Annotated in this window: 13 protein-coding genes; 9 read left to right on the top strand and 4 right to left on the bottom strand. The window is 62.2% G+C overall.

The window, feature by feature from the left end; all coding sequences use genetic code 11:
• Nucleotides 1-110: 110 nt before the first annotated feature.
• The 6 genes from dadA (at nt 111) to NR164_RS05210 (ending at nt 6208) form a co-directional block, all read left to right on the top strand.
• Nucleotides 111-1412: a D-amino acid dehydrogenase gene (gene dadA, locus NR164_RS05235; protein WP_017846038.1), complete on the top strand. Its 1302-nt coding sequence runs from the start codon at nt 111-113 to the stop codon at nt 1410-1412.
• Nucleotides 1384-1737: a RidA family protein gene (locus tag NR164_RS05230; RefSeq protein ID WP_017846037.1), complete on the top strand. Its 354-nt coding sequence runs from the start codon at nt 1384-1386 to the stop codon at nt 1735-1737. The genes dadA and NR164_RS05230 overlap by 29 nt, the downstream gene beginning before the upstream one ends.
• A gap of 78 nt (nt 1738-1815) precedes the next feature.
• Nucleotides 1816-2889, top strand: a complete 1074-nt coding sequence (alr, locus tag NR164_RS05225) for an alanine racemase (protein ID WP_046381652.1) — start codon at nt 1816-1818, stop codon at nt 2887-2889.
• 116 nt (nt 2890-3005) lie between these two features.
• A complete protein-coding gene (locus tag NR164_RS05220) occupies nt 3006-3554 on the top strand; it encodes a cupin domain-containing protein (RefSeq protein WP_017846035.1) in 549 nt (182 codons plus the stop codon).
• Nucleotides 3555-3735: 181 nt separating this feature from the next.
• Nucleotides 3736-4149 carry a cytochrome c5 family protein gene (locus NR164_RS05215; protein WP_079444924.1) on the top strand — a complete coding sequence of 138 codons (414 nt, stop codon included), beginning with the start codon at nt 3736-3738 and terminating at the stop codon, nt 4147-4149.
• A 136-nt stretch (nt 4150-4285) separates the two neighbouring features.
• Entirely contained in the window at nt 4286-6208 is a 1923-nt protein-coding gene (locus tag NR164_RS05210) for an acetyl-CoA hydrolase/transferase family protein (RefSeq protein ID WP_177032059.1), read from the top strand.
• Between the two features lie 130 nt (nt 6209-6338).
• Here NR164_RS05210 and NR164_RS05205 read toward each other — a convergent pair whose 3' ends face one another.
• Nucleotides 6339-6911 carry a xanthine phosphoribosyltransferase gene (locus tag NR164_RS05205; protein WP_017846032.1) on the bottom strand — a complete coding sequence of 191 codons (573 nt, stop codon included), beginning with the start codon at nt 6909-6911 and terminating at the stop codon, nt 6339-6341.
• A gap of 58 nt (nt 6912-6969) precedes the next feature.
• Complete coding sequence (gene rep, locus NR164_RS05200; RefSeq protein ID WP_046381655.1) at nt 6970-8979, bottom strand: DNA helicase Rep; 2010 nt, start codon at nt 8977-8979, stop codon at nt 6970-6972.
• Between the two features lie 255 nt (nt 8980-9234).
• Here rep and NR164_RS05195 point away from each other — a divergent pair, with 255 nt between their 5' ends.
• A complete protein-coding gene (locus NR164_RS05195; RefSeq protein ID WP_017846030.1) occupies nt 9235-10899 on the top strand; it encodes a bifunctional diguanylate cyclase/phosphodiesterase in 1665 nt (554 codons plus the stop codon).
• 50 nt (nt 10900-10949) lie between these two features.
• Here the strand turns inward: NR164_RS05195 and NR164_RS05190 are convergent, their stop codons facing one another.
• A complete protein-coding gene (locus NR164_RS05190) occupies nt 10950-12353 on the bottom strand; it encodes a NorM family multidrug efflux MATE transporter (RefSeq protein WP_017846029.1) in 1404 nt (467 codons plus the stop codon).
• Nucleotides 12354-12505: 152 nt separating this feature from the next.
• On the opposite strand from NR164_RS05190, the gene NR164_RS05185 reads away from it, so the two are divergent.
• Both NR164_RS05185 and NR164_RS05180 read left to right on the top strand, forming a co-directional pair.
• On the top strand, nt 12506-13426 hold the full coding sequence (locus tag NR164_RS05185) for a LysR substrate-binding domain-containing protein (protein WP_026139908.1): 921 nt from the start codon (nt 12506-12508) through the stop codon (nt 13424-13426).
• 177 nt (nt 13427-13603) lie between these two features.
• Nucleotides 13604-15580 (top strand): methyl-accepting chemotaxis protein, encoded by a 1977-nt coding sequence (locus NR164_RS05180; RefSeq protein WP_256822408.1) that lies wholly within the window; start codon nt 13604-13606, stop codon nt 15578-15580.
• A 17-nt stretch (nt 15581-15597) separates the two neighbouring features.
• On the opposite strand, the gene NR164_RS05175 is transcribed toward NR164_RS05180, so the two are convergent.
• The gene (locus NR164_RS05175; RefSeq protein WP_256822407.1) at nt 15598-17097 is read right to left on the bottom strand and encodes a PLP-dependent aminotransferase family protein; all 1500 of its coding nucleotides are present in this window, start codon (nt 17095-17097) and stop codon (nt 15598-15600) included.
• Between the last annotated feature and the right edge of the window lie 55 nt (nt 17098-17152).

The raw sequence follows: 17152 nt of genomic DNA, 5'->3' as shown, positions 1-17152 counted from the left end.
CAAATATAGGCATTTATATAGTGAAATGCACTGGTGATTGCTTTTTATACTGCTCACATCATTGCTCGAACAACACACGTCGGCGGTCAAGCCGCGATGAGGATATAAAAATGCGCGTTCTGGTCTTGGGTAGCGGCGTCATTGGTGTGACCAGTGCCTACTATTTGGCGCGAGCCGGTTTTGAGGTGGTCGTGGTCGACCGCCAGCCAGCCGCGGCCATGGAAACCAGTTTCGCCAACGCCGGCCAGGTCTCTCCAGGCTACGCCTCGCCATGGGCCGCGCCGGGTGTGCCGCTCAAGGCCATCAAGTGGCTGCTGCAACGCCACGCGCCGCTGGCGATCAAGGCCACTGCCGATATCAACCAATACCTGTGGATGGCGCAGATGCTGCGCAACTGCACCGCCAGCCGGTATGCGGTGAACAAGGAGCGCATGGTCCGCCTGTCCGAGTACAGCCGCGATTGCCTCGACGAACTGCGCGCTGAAACCGGCATTGCCTACGAAGGCCGCAGCCTCGGTACCACTCAACTGTTCCGCACCCAGGCGCAGCTCGATGGCGCTGCCAAAGATATCGCCGTGTTGAAAGAGTCCGGCGTGCCGTTCGAATTGCTCGACCGTGCCGGCATCGCCCGCGTCGAACCGGCTCTGGCCAGCGTCACCGACATCCTCGCCGGTGCCCTGCGCCTGCCGAACGACCAGACCGGCGACTGCCAGATGTTCACCACGCGCCTGGCCGACATGTGCAAGCAGTTGGGCGTGGAATTCCGTTTCGAACAGGACATCCAGCGCCTCGACCACGCCGGTGATCGCATCAACGGTGTGTGGATCGACGGCAAGCTGGAAACCGCCGACCGCTACGTCCTGGCCCTCGGCAGTTATTCGCCGCAGTTGCTCAAGCCGCTGGGGATCAAGGCGCCGGTGTACCCGCTCAAGGGCTACTCGCTGACCGTGCCGATCACCAACCCGGCGATGGCGCCGACGTCGACCATTCTCGACGAGACCTACAAGGTCGCGATCACCCGTTTCGACAACCGCATCCGTGTCGGCGGCATGGCTGAAATCGCCGGTTTTGACCTGTCGCTGAACCCACGTCGGCGTGAAACCCTGGAGATGATCGTCAACGACCTTTATCCTCAGGGCGGCAATCTGACCGAAGCGATCTTTTGGACTGGCCTGCGTCCGACCACACCGGACGGTACGCCGATTGTCGGCGCCACCCCGTTCAAGAATCTGTTCCTGAACACCGGCCATGGCACCCTCGGTTGGACCATGGCGTGCGGCTCCGGTCGTTTGCTGGCTGACCTGATGGCCAAGAAAACGCCGCAGATCAGTGCCGAAGGCCTCGATATTTCCCGTTATGGCAACCACCAGGAGTCTGCAAAACATGTCAATCCAGCGCCAGCTCACCAATGAGCGCATGAGCCAGATCGTTGCCCACGGCGGCACCGTGTACCTGGCAGGGCAAGTCGGCGACGACCTGAGTGCCGGGATTGAACAACAGACCCGTGAAACCCTGGCCAATATCGAGCGCTTGCTGGACTTGGCCGGCACTGACAAAAGCAAGCTGCTGTCGGTGACGATCTACCTCAAAGACATCGACGCCGACTTCGCCGGCATGAACGCGGTGTGGGACGCATGGCTGCCCAAAGGCGTCGCCCCGGCCCGCGCCACGGTTGAAGCGAAACTGTGCGAGCCACAAATCCTGGTGGAGCTGTCCGTCGTGGCCGCCCTGCCTTAAGCAACGATCCCTCTCCCGGTACCGATGCGGTTGGTCGGTGCCGGTTTTTTTCACTCTGCCGCCTAGAAGCCTGCCGCCATGCGTCCTGCCCGTGCCCTGATCGACCTCCAAGCCCTGCGCCACAATTACCAATTGGCCCGTGAAGTCACGGGGGCCAAGGCCCTCGCTGTGATCAAGGCCGATGCCTACGGCCATGGCGCAGTGCGCGTGGCCCAGGCGCTGGAAGCCGAGGCCGATGGTTTTGCCGTGGCCTGTATCGAGGAAGCACTGGAGCTGCGGGCTGCCGGTATCCGCGCGCCGGTATTGCTGCTGGAAGGTTTTTTCGAAGCCGACGAGCTGCCGCTGATCGTCGAGCATGATTTCTGGTGCGTGGTGCATTCGCTGTGGCAACTGGAGGCCATCGAGCAGGCGGCCTTGCGCAAGCCCCTCACCGTGTGGCTCAAACTGGACTCGGGCATGCACCGCGTCGGCCTGCATCCCAAGGACTACCACGAGGCGTACCAGCGCCTGCTCGCCAGCGGTAAGGTGGCGAAGATCGTATTGATGAGCCACTTCGCTCGCGCCGATGAGCTCGATTGCGTGCGCAGCAATGAACAAGTGGCGGTGTTCGAAGCGGCGCGCCAGGGGCTGTCGGCCGAGGTCAGCCTGCGCAATTCGCCGGCGGTGATGGGCTGGCCGAAGGTGCCCAGCGACTGGGTACGCCCCGGCATCATGTTGTACGGCACGACGCCGTTTGGTGAAGACCAGGCCACCGCCGCGCGCTTGCAGCCGGTAATGACCCTGGAATCGAAAGTCATCTGCGTGCGCGAACTGCCGGCCGGCGAGCCGGTGGGCTACGGTGCCAAATTCATCACGCCGAAACCGATGCGGGTCGGCGTGGTTGCCATGGGCTATGCCGACGGTTATCCACGTCACGCCCCCACCGGCACGCCGGTGCTGGTGGCGGGGCAGCGCAGCCAATTGCTCGGCCGCGTGTCCATGGACATGCTGTGCGTCGACCTCACCGACGTGCCCCAGGCCGGCCTCGGTTCCACCGTGGAGCTGTGGGGCAAGAACATCCTCGCCAGTGACGTCGCGGCCGCCGCCGAGACCATCCCCTACCAGATCTTCTGCAACCTGCGCCGCGTGCCAAGGCTCTATTCCGGGGCTTGATCGGCCTCTACGAACGGTGCGGGGGAGGATTTAGGCCCAAGTGTTGTAAATACTGAACGCTGTCGCCATGATAACGCTCAATTACAACAAAGCCTGAATCCTAGGAGGCTCCCGCATTGGACGTCGGCGAACGACTGCAATCCATCCGTAAACTGAAGGGTCTTTCCCAGCGCGAGCTCGCCAAGCGTGCGGGTGTCACCAACAGCACCATTTCGATGATCGAAAAAAACAGTGTCAGCCCTTCCATCAGTTCCTTGCGCAAGGTGCTGGGCGGCATTCCCATGTCGATGGTCGAGTTCTTTTCCGAGGAAATCCTCCAGGAAATACCGACCCAGGTCGTCTATAAAGCCAACGAGCTGATTGATATCTCCGACGGCGCCGTCACCATGAAACTGGTGGGGCGCGCACATCCGAGCCGGGCGATCACGTTTCTCAACGAAATTTACCCGCCTGGCGCCGATACTGGCGAAGAAATGCTCACCCACGAAGGCGAAGAAACCGGGATTCTGGTGGAAGGTCGCCTGGAATTGGTCGTCGGTCTTGAAACTTTTGTGCTCGAAGCTGGCGATAGCTACTACTTTGAAAGCACCAAGCCCCATCGTTTTCGTAATCCGTTCGAGGTGCCGGCGCGACTAATCAGCGCAGCCACGCCCGCGAACTTTTGACAGAAGAGGCGTCCTGCCAGCATTGCAGAGACTCCCGCAGCGTATTCCGTGAGACTGAATCTCCCTTTGCTTAATAGGGTTGTTTCAGCCAGACGGGCTAACCGTTATACTTTCGCCGCCTGCGAAACCGTGGCCGCAGGCGTGAATAGCCACCATTGAGGGTGAACGCGTGAACCTAATTATGAAAATGCTGGCTGCACCAGCAACCGTACTGGCCCTATGGGCTGTCAGCGCTCAAGCTGCGACCAATGATGACATTGCCAAGCGCTTGGAGCCTGTTGGCCAAGTGTGTGTGCAGGGGCAGGAGTGCAAGGGGATGGAAGTCGCCGCAACAGCGGGCGGCGGCGGCGGTGCGAAAACACCAGATGAGATCATTGCCAAGCACTGCAATGCATGCCACGGAACCGGCCTGTTGGGTGCTCCGAAAGTCGGCGACACCGCCGCCTGGAAAGACCGCGCCGACCACCAGGGCGGCCTCGACGGCATCCTGGCCAAGGCGATCACGGGTATCAATGCCATGCCGCCAAAAGGCACCTGTGCTGATTGCACGGATGCTGATCTGAAAGGCGCGATCAAGAAGATGTCCGGGTTGTAATCCAGCGATCTTCGTCAAAAATGCCGCTTACGAGCGGCTTTTTTGTGCCTGCGATCGAGGGTTGAGGCTGTTCTTTGCAACCAAGACGGGCCACTCTCTATCCAACCCCTAATCATCAAATGTTCAGGAGGGTCGGATGGTGCAGTTATGTTCAATCGAGCAAGCCGTTGACGACGTACTCGCGCGCTTGCCAGCGCATATCCACATGGGCCTGCCCCTGGGCCTGGGCAAGCCCAATCTGTTCGTCAACGCGCTGTACCGACGTATCGCCAAGCTGCCGGAGCGGGCGCTGACGATCTATACCGCCTTGAGCTTGGGTCGCCCGGCGTTGGGCGATGGCTTGCAGAAGCGCTTCCTGGAACCGTTTACCGAGCGGGTGTTTGGCGATTATCCCGAGCTGGATTATCTCGCCGATCTGCACAAGGACAGCCTGCCGGCGAATATCCACGTCCAGCAATTTTTCATGCAGCCCGGCAGCCTGCTTCACAGCCAATCCGCGCAACAGGACTACGTCAGCAGCAACTACAGCCATGCCGCGCGCGATATCTACGCCGCCGGCCTGAACCTGGTGGCGCAGTTGGTGGCCAGCAGCGCCGAGCACCCCGACCGGCTGAGCCTGAGCTGCAACCCCGATGTCACCCTCGACCTGCTGCCGATGATCGCCAAGCGTCGCGCCGCTGGGGAAACCGTGCTGATGGTCGGCCAGGTCCACACCGATTTGCCCTACATGCCCGGGGATTCGGAGTTGGGCATGGATGCGTTCGACTACCTGCTCGATGAGAAGGACAGCAGCACGCTGTTCTCCACACCGAATATGCCGGTGGGTTTCCAGGACCATTTTATCGGCCTGCATGCCAGCACCCTGGTGCGCGATGGCGGCACCTTGCAGATCGGTATCGGTTCGATGGGCGATGCGCTGACCGCCGCCTTGCTTGCGCGCCAGGCCGATAACGAAGCCTATCGGCTGCTGCTGACCGACCTCGATGTGTACCGCTGGGCGGCGCTGATCAGCCGCGAAGGGGGCGTCGAGCCGTTTGCCAAAGGCCTTTATGGTTGCAGCGAAATGTTCGTCAACGGCCTGCTGGTGCTGGCGGATGCGGGGATTGTGCGGCGCAAGGTCTACCCGGATGTGGCGACCCAGGAACAGGCAAATGCCGGCCTGCTCGATGATGCGGCCCAGCCCGACGGCATTTCGATCCATGGCGGTTTTTTCGTTGGCCCGCGTAGTTTTTACCAACGCTTGCAGGACATGACCCTCGCCAAGCGTCAGGCGTTCAACATGACGCGCATCAGCTACATCAACGAGCTGTACGGGCAGGAAGAACTCAAGCGTTTGCAGCGTCTGGATGCGCGGTTCATCAACAGCGCGATCGTGGTGACCTTGCTCGGCGCCGGGGTTGCCGACCAACTGGAAGGTGGCCGCGTGCTCAGTGGCGTGGGCGGGCAGTACAACTTTGTTGCCCAGGCCCACGCGCTGGAAGGCGCGCGCGCGATCCTGATGTTGCGCAGCTGGCGCGAGGCGGCGGGGGAGGTCAGTTCCAATATCGTGTGGGAATACGGCCATTGCACGATCCCACGGCACCTGCGGGACATTGTCATCACCGAATACGGAATTGCCGACTTGCGCGGTCAGACCGATGCCAAGGTAATTGAGGCGTTGCTCAACATCACCGACTCCAGGTTCCAGGGCGACTTGATCGAGCAGGCGCAAGAGGCCGGCAAGCTATCCCGGGATTTCCAGCTGGACCCGCGCTTTACCGACAACACTCCGCAGCGGCTCCAGAGCCTTCAGGCCCGGCATCGCCGGTTGTTTCCGGAGTATCCGCTGGGCACCGACTTCACGGATGTCGAACGGGACCTGTTGCGCGGGTTGAACTGGCTCAAGAGCAAATTCAAGCTGAGCGAGATTTTCGACCTGGGCAAGGCGGCGCTGGATGCACCGGAGCCGGAGGCGTTTCCCGAGCATCTGAAGCGGATGGGGTTGGACCAGCCGGAAGGGCTAAAAGAGGACGTGTATCAGCGGCTGTTGCTCGCCGGCCTCCAGGCCACCGCGCACTAAATGTAGGAGGGGGCTTGCCCCCGATAGCAGTGGATCAGCCAACACATTTGGTGACTGATACACCGCTATCGGGGGCAAGTCGAATCGTCGCACCGCCCCTCCCACAGTTTTAACCGGGTTCCGTCAGCGATTACTCGATGAAGGTGACGACACCACCGCTCAGCGACTTCACGCGCGCCAGCGACTCAACCCGATAACCCTGCGCATCCAGCTCGGCACGCCCGCCCTGGAACGACTTCTCGATCACGATCCCCAGGCCGGCAACGGTGGCGCCGGCCTGCTTGATGATCGAGATCAGCGCCTGGGACGCCTTCCCGTTGGCCAGGAAGTCATCGATGATCAGCACGCGGTCGCTGCTGGTCAGGTGGCGCGGCGAGATCGCTACGGTGCTTTCGACTTTCTTGGTGAAGGAATACACCGTTGCCGACAGCAGGTTTTCGGTCAGGGTCAGGGACTGTTGCTTACGCGCGAAGATCACCGGCACGCCGAGGTTCAGGCCGGTCATGATCGCCGGGGCGATCCCCGAGGCTTCGATGGTGACGATCTTGGTGATCCCCGAATCCTTGAACAGCGCGGCGAATTCGTCGCCGATCAGTTTCATCAGCGCCGGGTCGATCTGATGGTTCAGAAAGGCGTCGACTTTGAGTACCTGATCGGAAAGCACGACGCCTTCTTCGCGAATTTTCTTGTGCAGTGCTTCCACGGAACGCTTCCTCTAATGGCGCACGGTGCGCCGAAAGTAGATTAAAAAATAGTCGATTCTAGCGCTTTAACATCGCGCGAATATCCGCCAGGGCGGTGTTGCCGCGAACGGCCTTGACCTCGGTCGGGGTGTCATCGTTGCCTTCCCAGGCCAGGTCGTCCGGCGGCAGTTCGTCGAGGAACCGGCTGGGGGCGCAATCGATGATTTCGCCGTATTGCTTGCGCTTGGCGGCAAAGGTGAAGGCCAATGTCTGGCGTGCGCGGGTAATGCCCACGTAGGCCAGGCGCCGTTCTTCCTCGATGGTGTCGGCTTCGATGCTGGAGCGGTGCGGGAGGATTTCCTCTTCCATGCCCATGATGAACACGTAGGGAAATTCCAGGCCCTTGGACGCATGCAAGGTCATCATCTGTACACCTTCGGCGCCGTCTTCCTCTTCTTGCTGGCGCTCGAGCATGTCGCGCAGCACCAGCTTGCCGATGGCGTCTTCGACGGTCATTTCGCCGTCTTCGTCTTTTTCCAGGGTGTTCTTCAACGCTTCGATCAGGAACCAGACGTTGCCCATGCGGTAATCCGCGGCCTTGTCGCTGGAACTGTTGGTGCGCAGCCAGTTTTCATAGTCGATGTCCATGACCATGCTGCGCAAGGCGCTGATCGGGTCTTCACCGGCGCATTGCTCGCGCACTTTGTCCATGAAGCGCTTGAAGCGCGACAGGCGATCGGTGAAGCGCGTGTCCAGGTGTTCGCCCAGACCGATTTCGTCGGTGGCGGCGTACATCGAGATCTTGCGTTCGGTGGCGTAGTTGCCGAGTTTTTCCAGGGTGGTCGAACCGATTTCCCGACGCGGTACGTTGATCACGCGCAGGAAGGCGTTGTCGTCGTCCGGGTTGACGATCAGGCGGAAGTAGGCCATCAGGTCTTTGACTTCCTGGCGTCCGAAAAAGCTGTTGCCGCCGGACAGACGATACGGCACCTGATGGTGCTGCAGTTTCAGCTCGATCAGCTTGGCCTGGTAGTTGCCGCGATAGAGGATCGCGAAGTCGCTGTAGGGCCGGTCGGTGCGCAAGTGCAGGCTGAGGATTTCCACGGCCACGCGCTCGGCTTCGGCGTCTTCGTTGCGGCAGCGGATCACGCGGATCTCGTCGCCATGGCCCATCTCGCTCCACAGTTGTTTTTCAAACTCGTGGGGGTTGTTCGAGATCAGCACGTTGGCGCAGCGCAGGATGCGGCTGGTGGAGCGGTAGTTCTGTTCCAGCATCACCACTTTCAGGGACGGATAGTCGTCCTTGAGCAGCATCAGGTTTTCCGGGCGGGCGCCGCGCCAGGCGTAGATCGACTGGTCATCGTCGCCCACCACGGTGAACTGGTTGCGCTTGCCGATCAGCAACTTCACCAGCAGGTATTGGCTGGCGTTGGTGTCCTGGTATTCGTCCACCAGCAGGTAACGTACCTTGTTCTGCCACTTCTCGAGGATGTCGGCGTGTTCCTGGAACAGCTTCACCGGCAGCAGGATCAGGTCGTCGAAGTCCACCGCGTTGAACGCCTTGAGCGTGCGCTGGTAGTGGGTGTAGACGATGGCGGCGGTCTGTTCCTTGGGGTTGCGCGCGTTTTCCAGGGCTTCGGGCGGCAGGACCAGGTCGTTTTTCCAGGCGCCGATCATGTTCTTGATCTCGTCGACGCCGTCGTCGCCCGCGTATTCCTTCTGCATGATGTCGGTCATCAGGGCTTTGACGTCGGTCTCGTCGAAGATCGAGAAACCCGGCTTGTAGCCCAGCCGCACATGCTCCTTGCGGATGATGTTCAGCCCCAGGTTGTGGAACGTACACACAGTGAGGCCGCGGCCTTCGCCACCCTTGAGCAGGGTGCCGACCCGCTCTTTCATTTCCCGCGCCGCCTTGTTGGTAAAGGTCATGGCGACGATGTACTGGGCGCGGATGCCGCAGTTCTGGATCAGGTGCGCGATCTTGCGGGTGATCACGCTGGTCTTGCCGGAGCCAGCACCGGCGAGCACCAATAGAGGGCCGCCGACGTAGTTCACGGCTTCTTGCTGCCGGGGATTGAGTCGGGACATACAGAGTTCAGGGAGTCGTTGTTCAAAAGGGCGGGCATTTTAACAGGCTGGTGAGATTCTGCTGCCTTGGATCGACGGTGTGACGTACCACTCGATCTAAATTTGCCGCTTTTGCTACTTTGCCGCAGGATGTGGGGGTATTTGCGACTTTTGTGCGTACTGCTCGTATTTGATAACTTTTATCATTTGTGAATGCTCGACCTGACGTCATAATACTTGCCGCCAACGAAATCTTGCAGAGTCTAGGGAGCTAGCTTGTCCACGCCTGTCGAACCCTTGCGTTTGCTGCTACTGGCCGATACGCCTGAGTGGGCAGCATTGTTGCGCGAGTGCCTGGTGCCGATGGGCGACGGGGCTGTGCTGATCAGCGCGCCCAACTGGGACTCGGTGAGTCGTCTGTTCGATGACGACCACAGCGCCGTGCTGTTGACCACGCCCAACCTGCAACCCGGCCCGGGCCGTTGCAGCTTGCCGTGCGTGTTGTTGCTGGAACAGGAGCCGTTGGTGGCGCCCCTGGGAGTCAGTGACTGGCTGATCCGTCTTGCCATGGACGCCGACACCCTGCGCCGCTGCCTGCGCCATGTGCGCGAACGTGGCGTGCTGGAAAACACCTTGCAGCGCCTGGCCGAACAAGACCCGCTGACCGGTATCGCCAACCGCCAGGGCTTCCAGACCCTGTTGGCCGCACGCCTGGCAGACAACGAAGGGCGCGGCCTGGCCCTGGGCCACCTGGACCTCGACAACTTCCGCCACGCCAACGATGCCCTCGGCCACCAGGCCGGCGACCGGCTGATCCTGCAAGTGGTTTCGCGGCTCAAGAGCCAGCTCGAAGCCGGCGACCAACTGGCGCGCCTGGGCAGCGATGAGTTTGCCTTGCTGATCGACACCCGCCGCGCGCCCCAGCGTGCCGAATGGATGGCCGAGCGTATCACCGAAGCCATGGCCGAACCGTATTGGGTGGATGGCGAGAGCCTGCTGATCGGTTGCAGCCTGGGCGTCGCGCATGCCCGCGCGCGTGCCGGCGCCGACCCGTTGATGTGGCATGCCCATATCGCCATGCAGCAAGCCAAAAGCACCCAGGGCTGCACCTTTCATATCTTCAACGAACGCATCAACCGCAACGCCCGCAGCCTGGCCGACCTGGAAAGCGAATTGCGCCGCGCGCTGCGTCGCGACGAACTGGAACTGCACTACCAGCCGCGCCTCGACCTGGACGACGGCCATATCGTCGGCCTCGAAGCCCTGGTGCGCTGGCGCCACGGCGAGCGCGGTCTGTTGCCGCCCAGCGAATTCGTGCCGCTGGCCGAACAGAGTGGGTTGATCGTACCGCTGGGTTACTGGGTGATCTCCCGGGCCCTGCGCGATATGCAAGACCTGCGCGAACGCGGCCTGCCGCCGCTGCATATGGCGGTCAACCTGTCGTTCCGCCAGTTCCAGGACAGCCAATTGCTCTCGACCCTCAGCCGGCTGATTGTCGAGCGCGGGGTGGATGCGCAATGGCTGGAATTCGAGCTGACCGAAACCGCCGTGATGCGCCGCAGTGACCTGGTCAAGCAGACCATGGACGCCCTCGGTCGCCTCGGTGTGCGCTTTTCCCTCGACGACTTCGGCACCGGCTTCTCATCGTTCGTCCACCTCAACAGCCTGCCGATTGCCTTGTTGAAGATCGACAAGAGTTTCGTCGGCGGCATGGAAGAGCGTGAAGAAAACCGCAAGCTGGTCCACGCCATGATCAACCTGGCCCACAACCTCAACCTGGAAGTGGTGGCCGAAGGCGTGGAAACCGCGGAACAACTGGCGCTGTTACGTTTGTTCGGTTGCGACCAGGCCCAGGGTTACCTGATCAGCAAACCGCTGCCATTGCCGGAGTTGGTGGACTACCTGACGTTCGGCAAGGACCAGCAGGCTTTGTTGGGCTAGCTCATCCTTTTCTTGCCAACCAACCCCCACATTTCAACCGCGCAAGACTTCTAATCGGTCTGCGCGGCATGGAATGAGCGTTGAGCGTCTGGCTCCTGCCGAATCATGCGCTTCATCTTCGCCTCGAACGCACAGGTCAGGCTGATCGCCGCACAGGCCAGGCCCAGCGCCAGGCCCCACCACACGCCGGTCGGCCCCCAGCCCAGGGTGAAGGCCATCCACCAGGCCGCTGGCGCACCGATCAGCCAATAGCAACCCAGGCCCACCAGGAAGGTGGTCTTGGCGTCCTTGAGCCCACGGATGCAGCCCATGGCGATGGTCTGCACGCCGTCGAACAGCTCGAACCAGGCCGCCACGGCCAGCAGGCTGACGGCGAGCACGATCACCTCGTGGAATGCTGGGTCGTTATGGTCGAGGAACAGCCCGACCAGCGGATCGGAATACAGCCACAGCACCGCGGCAAATCCCAACATCACCGCCGCGCCAAAGCCGATGCCGACACGCCCCGCCATGCGCGCCTGCAGCAGTTGCCCGGCGCCATAGTGTTGGCCGATACGCATGGTCACCGCGTAGGACATTCCCGCCGGCACCATGAACGCCACCGAGACGATTTGCAGCGCGATCTGATGCGCCGCCAATTGCGTACTGCCCATGGTGCCCATGCACAGCGCGGCGAAGGCAAACAACCCGACTTCCACCGCGTAGGTGCCGCCAATCGGCAGGCCCAGCCGCCACAGCTCGCGCAAGTAGTGGGTGTTCAGACGCAACAGGCCTGCGCTCAGCGGGTAGGCTGAGTACGCGCGGTTACTGCGGATGTACGCCATCAGCGCCAGCGCCATGCCATTGGCGACGATGGCCGTGACCAGGCCGATGCCCATCAAGCCGAGTTTCGGCAGGCCGAACATGCCCTCGATCAACGCGTGGTTGAGCAGGTAGTTGACCACTGTGCCGCCGAGACTGATCACCATCACCGGTGTGGCTTTGCCGATCGCGCTGGTGAAGCCGCGCAGGGCCATGAAACTCAGGTAGCCGGGCAGGGCGAACGGCAGGATCGTAAGGAATTGCCCCGCCGCGTCCACGTTGGTCTCGGTCTGGCCGAACATCAGCAACACCGGCTTGAGGTTCCACAGCAGCAGCGCCGCCGCCAAGGCCATCAGCCAGGCGAGCCACAGCCCGGCCTGGGTCAGGCGGGTGGCGCCGTCGATATCGCCCGCGCCGTGGCGGATGGCGACCAGGGTGCCCACGGCAGCAATCACGCCGATGCAGAAAATCGCCACGAACGAGTAGCTCGCCGCGCCCAGGCCACCGCCGGCCAGGGCCTCGGGGCTCAGGCGGGCCATCATCAGGGTGTCGGTCAGCACCATCAGCATGTGCGCCAACTGTGAGGCAATCAACGGCCCTGACAGCCGCAGAATGGCCCAGAGTTCGGTACGTGCCGGATGTTGCATGATCATCACGCTCAAATTTTCGGAGGAGGGGGAGAACGTCGATTCTCGGCGCTCTCAGCTCATTGCACAAAGGGATAAAAGCGATTGGTCGCATGATTAAAACTCATGCCTGATTGATTCTGGTAGGGTTTCAGCATCGTGCTGTCGGAGCTTTCCTTATGTCTCGTCGTCTTCCTCCGCTTTATGCGCTACGGGCTTTTGAGGCCGCTTCCCGACACAATTCCTTCACCCGTGCGGCGCAGGAGCTGTCCATCACCCAAAGTGCGGTGAGCCGACATATCCGCACCCTCGAAGAGCATTTCGCCTGCCGCCTGTTCCTGCGCAGCGGGCGCAACCTGCAGCTCACCGAGGCCGCACGCTTGTTGCTGCCCGGGGTGCGCGAGGGCTTTGCCGCGCTGGAGCGGGCCTGTCATACCTTGAACGCCGAAGATGACATCTTGCGCATGAAGGCACCCTCGACCCTGACCATGCGCTGGCTGTTGGCGCGGCTCAGTCGTTTCCGGCATTTGCAGCCGGGCAACGAAGTGCAGCTCACCAGCGCGTGGATGAGCGTGGATGAAGTCGACTTCAACCAGGAGCCTTTTGACTGCGCGGTGTTGTTGAGCGACGGGCACTTTCCGGCGGATTGGGAAGCCAGTTACCTGTTCCCGGAACTGTTGATTCCAGTCGGCGCGCCCAATTTGTTAAGCGACGGCCCATGGGACGTCAATCGCCTGGCCAGCGCCGAGTTGCTGCACCCCACACCCGACCGCCGCGACTGGCGTAACTGGTTGGAGCGCATGGGGCTGTCCGCCCAGGTGTCGCTCAAGGGCGGGCAGGTGTTCGATACCCTGGAGCTGGGCATGATCGCCGCCGCCCGGGGTTACGGCGTGTCCATGGGCGATCTGCTGATGGTCGCCGAAGACGTGGCCCAGGGGCGCTTGAGCCTGCCGTGGCCGACCGCCGTCGCCAGTGGGGAAAATTATTACCTGGTGTGGCCGAAAACCCGCCCGGGCGGCGAGCGTCTGCGCCGGCTGGCGGAGTTTCTGCAGGGCGAAGTGCAGGCCATGGTGTTGCCTGTCGTCGAGCGTCTCGATTGAATCGCTTCAGCGTGAGAGAGCAATCGTTTGCGTGATACCCCTGCACTTCGCTCAAGTATTGCCCGGCGCCGCCGAAGTAGGGGTGTTGGAACTATCGTGCACCAACGAATCTCACTAGATAATTTGCCGAGCAACGCTATGAGATCAGGATGATCCAGGCCTCGGCCAGGAGCTGTCATGTCTCAACCTCGTGCTCGGATCGCCTCCCAGCTAGGCCTCGCGTTAGCCGTGATTCTGGCTGTCGTCATCAGCGGCAGTACGGTTTTTGCCTTGCGTTCCCTCGACTCCGCCAACCTCGATACCCGGGAAGAACATCTGGCCAGCGAGGCGCGGCTGCTGGCCGATCAACTCAGTACCTTCCACGGCACCTTGCGCGAGAGCACCCAGCGCTTGAGCGGGCTGTTTGAAAAACGCTTCGGCGCCGGCTTGAGCGTGCAGGCGGATCAGCCGGTCGCCGTGGCCGGCGTGCAGACCCCGAGCCTGTACCTGGGCAAGGCGCTGCTGAACAACAACTTCGGTGACGTCGACGAGTTCAAGCAGATATCCGGCGGCGTGGCCACGGTGTTCGTGCGCAGCGGCGACGACTTTATCCGCATCAGCACGTCCTTGACCAAGCAGGACGGCAGCCGTGCCATCGGCACGGTGCTGGATCGCCAGGGGCCGGCCTACTCGCGGGTGGTCGGTGGGCAGACGTACATCGGCCGCGCCGTGCTGTTCGATCGCTCCTACATGACCCAGTACAGCCCGGTGCGCGACGCCAGCGGCAAAGTCATCGCGGTGCTGTTCATCGGCTTCGACTACACCGATGAGCAGAATGCCCAGTTCGCCAACCTCAAGCGCTTCCGCATCGGCCAGACCGGTTCGCTGGCGCTGCTGGATGAGCAGAAACACTGGCTGGTACCACCGGCCGGGGTGCAGGCGCCGGACCAGGCTGTGCCGGTGATGCTGGACCTGGCCAAGGCGCCCGGCAAGGGCCGCTTCTGGAGCGACAAGCAGGAAGATTTCTACAGCGTCTCGGTGCCGTTTGCCGGCGGCCCCTGGTCGGTGGTGGCGAGCATGCCGAAAGCCGAGATCCGCGCGGTCACGTGGTCGGTGGGCATTCGCCTGGTGATCGGCAGCATGCTGGCGATGCTGCTGGCGGTGGGCGCAACGGTGTGGTTGTTGCGCAGCAAACTGGCGCCGTTGAGCGACTTGGTACGCCAGGCCGAAGCCTTGGGCGGCGGTGACTTGAGCGCACGCCTGAACGTGTCCAGCCATGACGAGATCGGCCAACTGGCGCGCAGCTTCAACCAGATGGGGGAAGCGCTGTCGACCATGGTGTCGCACATCCGCAGGGCCGCCGAAGAGGTCAACGGCCGGGCGCAGGCGTTGTCCGGTTTGTCCGGCGGTGCCTATGAAGGCATGGAGCAGCAGTCCGGCGAAATCACCAGCATGGCCGGCGCGGTGGAGGAATTCAGCGCCACTTCGCTGAACATCGCCGACAACATGGGCAACACCGAACGCCTGGCCCAGGAAAACGCGCAGCAGACCCGCATCGGCCGCAACTCGATGCAGGAGGCGTCGTCGTCCCTGGAACACATCGCCACCGCCCTGAACAGCACGGCCACGGTGATCAACACCTTGGGCCAGCGTTCCCAGGAAATCGGCGGCATCGTCGGCGTGATCACTTCGATCGCCGAACAGACCAACCTGCTGGCGCTCAATGCCGCCATCGAAGCCGCCCGCGCTGGCGAGCAGGGCCGTGGGTTTGCGGTGGTCGCCGACGAAGTGCGCAACCTGGCCTCGCGCACCCGCCAGGCCACCGATGAGATTTCCGGGATGATCCAAAGCATCCAGCAGGAAACCGGTAACGCCATCAGCACCATGGAACAGGGCAATGCGCTGATGCAGGAAGGCCTGTCACGCAACGCCGACGTGGCGTCGGCCCTGGCACGCATCGATGAGCAGAGCCGCTCGGCCGGGCAGCAATTCGCCGCGATCACCACTGCCACTCAGGAGCAGAGCAGCACGGCGACGTTGCTGAGCAGCAACCTGCAGAGCATTGCGCTGGCCAACAGCGAGCAACGCGAAGTGGTGTCGAACCTGGCGATTACCGCCAAGGAGCTGGAGACGCTGGCGGCAGGCTTGCGCCAAGAGGTCGATCGGTTTCGTTGAAGGCGCGCCTGGAGCGGCTAGCGCGCCTTGAGCGCGTTAGCCAGGCGCTGCATGGCGGTTTCGATTTCATGGGCGGTCAGGGACGAGTAGCCCAATAACCATCCCTGTTGCGTGGCCGCACCGGCATACAACCGGCTGAGGCCGGAGAGTTGCACACCCGCGCTGGCGGCCTGGCGGATGGTTTTTTCTTCCGACCACCCCTCATGCAGCACGCAAGGGATTTGCAGCCCGCCCTGGGGCCGGCATGCGGTGACCACATCGCCGAGGTACTTGCCAATGGCGTCGAGCATGATGGCTTGGCGCCCGGCGTAGAGTTTGCGCATCGCCCGGACATGGGCGTTGTAATGCCCGTCCTCCATGAAGCGCGCCAGCGTCAGTTGCAGGATTTGCGGAGTGTGGCCGTCCATCATGCTGCGCGCATAGGTGAAGGCCTTGACCAGTTCCGGGGGCAGCACCATGTAGCCCATGCGCAGGCCGGGGAACAGGGTCTTGCTGAAGGTGCCGAGGTACAGCGTGCGCTGGTACTTGTCCAGGCCCTGCACGCAGGCCGTGGGTTTGCCTTCGTAGTGGAACTCGCTGTCGTAGTCATCTTCGATGACCCATTTGCCTTTTTCCGCGGCCCAGTTGATCAACTCCAGACGCCGCTCCAGGGTCAGCGTGGCGCCGGTCGGGTATTGATGAGACGGCGTGACATACACGCAAGTGGCGCCGCTGCGGTCGGCGTGCAGCAGGTCGGTGCGGATGCCCGCCGCATCGACATCGATGGGCACGACCTTGGCCTCGGCGGTTTCGAAGGCCTTCCTGGCGCCGTAGTAGCCTGGGTTTTCCAGCAGGATCGGTTTGCCGACGTCCACCAGCAGTTGCGCACACAGAAACAGCGCTTGGCGCGTACTGCTCAGCACCAGGACCTGGTCGGGCGAGCACTTCGCCCCACGCTCAAGGTTCAAGTACGTCGCGATGGCTTTGCGTAACGACTCGGCTCCTTGCGGGTCACCGTGCAACAGCACGCTGCTGCGATAGTCCTTCATCACCTGGCGCTGCAGGCGCTCCCACACATCGGTCGGGAACGAGCGGGTTTCGGGCAGGCCCGTGGCGAATGCCTTGATCACCTGTTGATCGTTCACGCCGCCGCTGTCGAGGATCATCCGCCCGCGCAGGCTCAAGCCGGCGCCCGGTGCGGCCTGGCTGGTTTTGACGGCCTGTGCCTTGATGCGGCGGCGCGAGGCACCGCGCAATTCGGTGCCGATGGCCTCGCACACGTAACTGCCGGAGCCCTCGCGCCGCACGATAAAACCATCGCGGTGCAACTGCACGTAGGCGTTCTCCACCGTGTCGCGCGCGACCCCCAACGACGTGGCCAGCACCCGCGTCGCCGGCAGCTTCAGGCCCGGCGAGAGTGCGCCGTCGAGGATCAAGGCGCGCAGCGCGCGTTGAATGCGCTGGTGCAGGCCCAACCGCTGGAATTGCGCGTCGTTGAGGCGCATCTGCAGGGTTTCCAGCGCGAAGGATTTTGCCATGCGGTCTGCCTCGCCCTGAAGAATTGGCCGGTAATAGCAGGCCAGTCTATCCGTA

It is taken from the genome of Pseudomonas sp. Pse79 (genome assembly GCF_024519615.1).
In the GTDB taxonomy this organism is placed as follows: Bacteria; Pseudomonadota; Gammaproteobacteria; order Pseudomonadales; family Pseudomonadaceae; genus Aquipseudomonas; species Aquipseudomonas veronii.
This window is presented reverse-complemented; position numbering and strand designations above follow the sequence as displayed.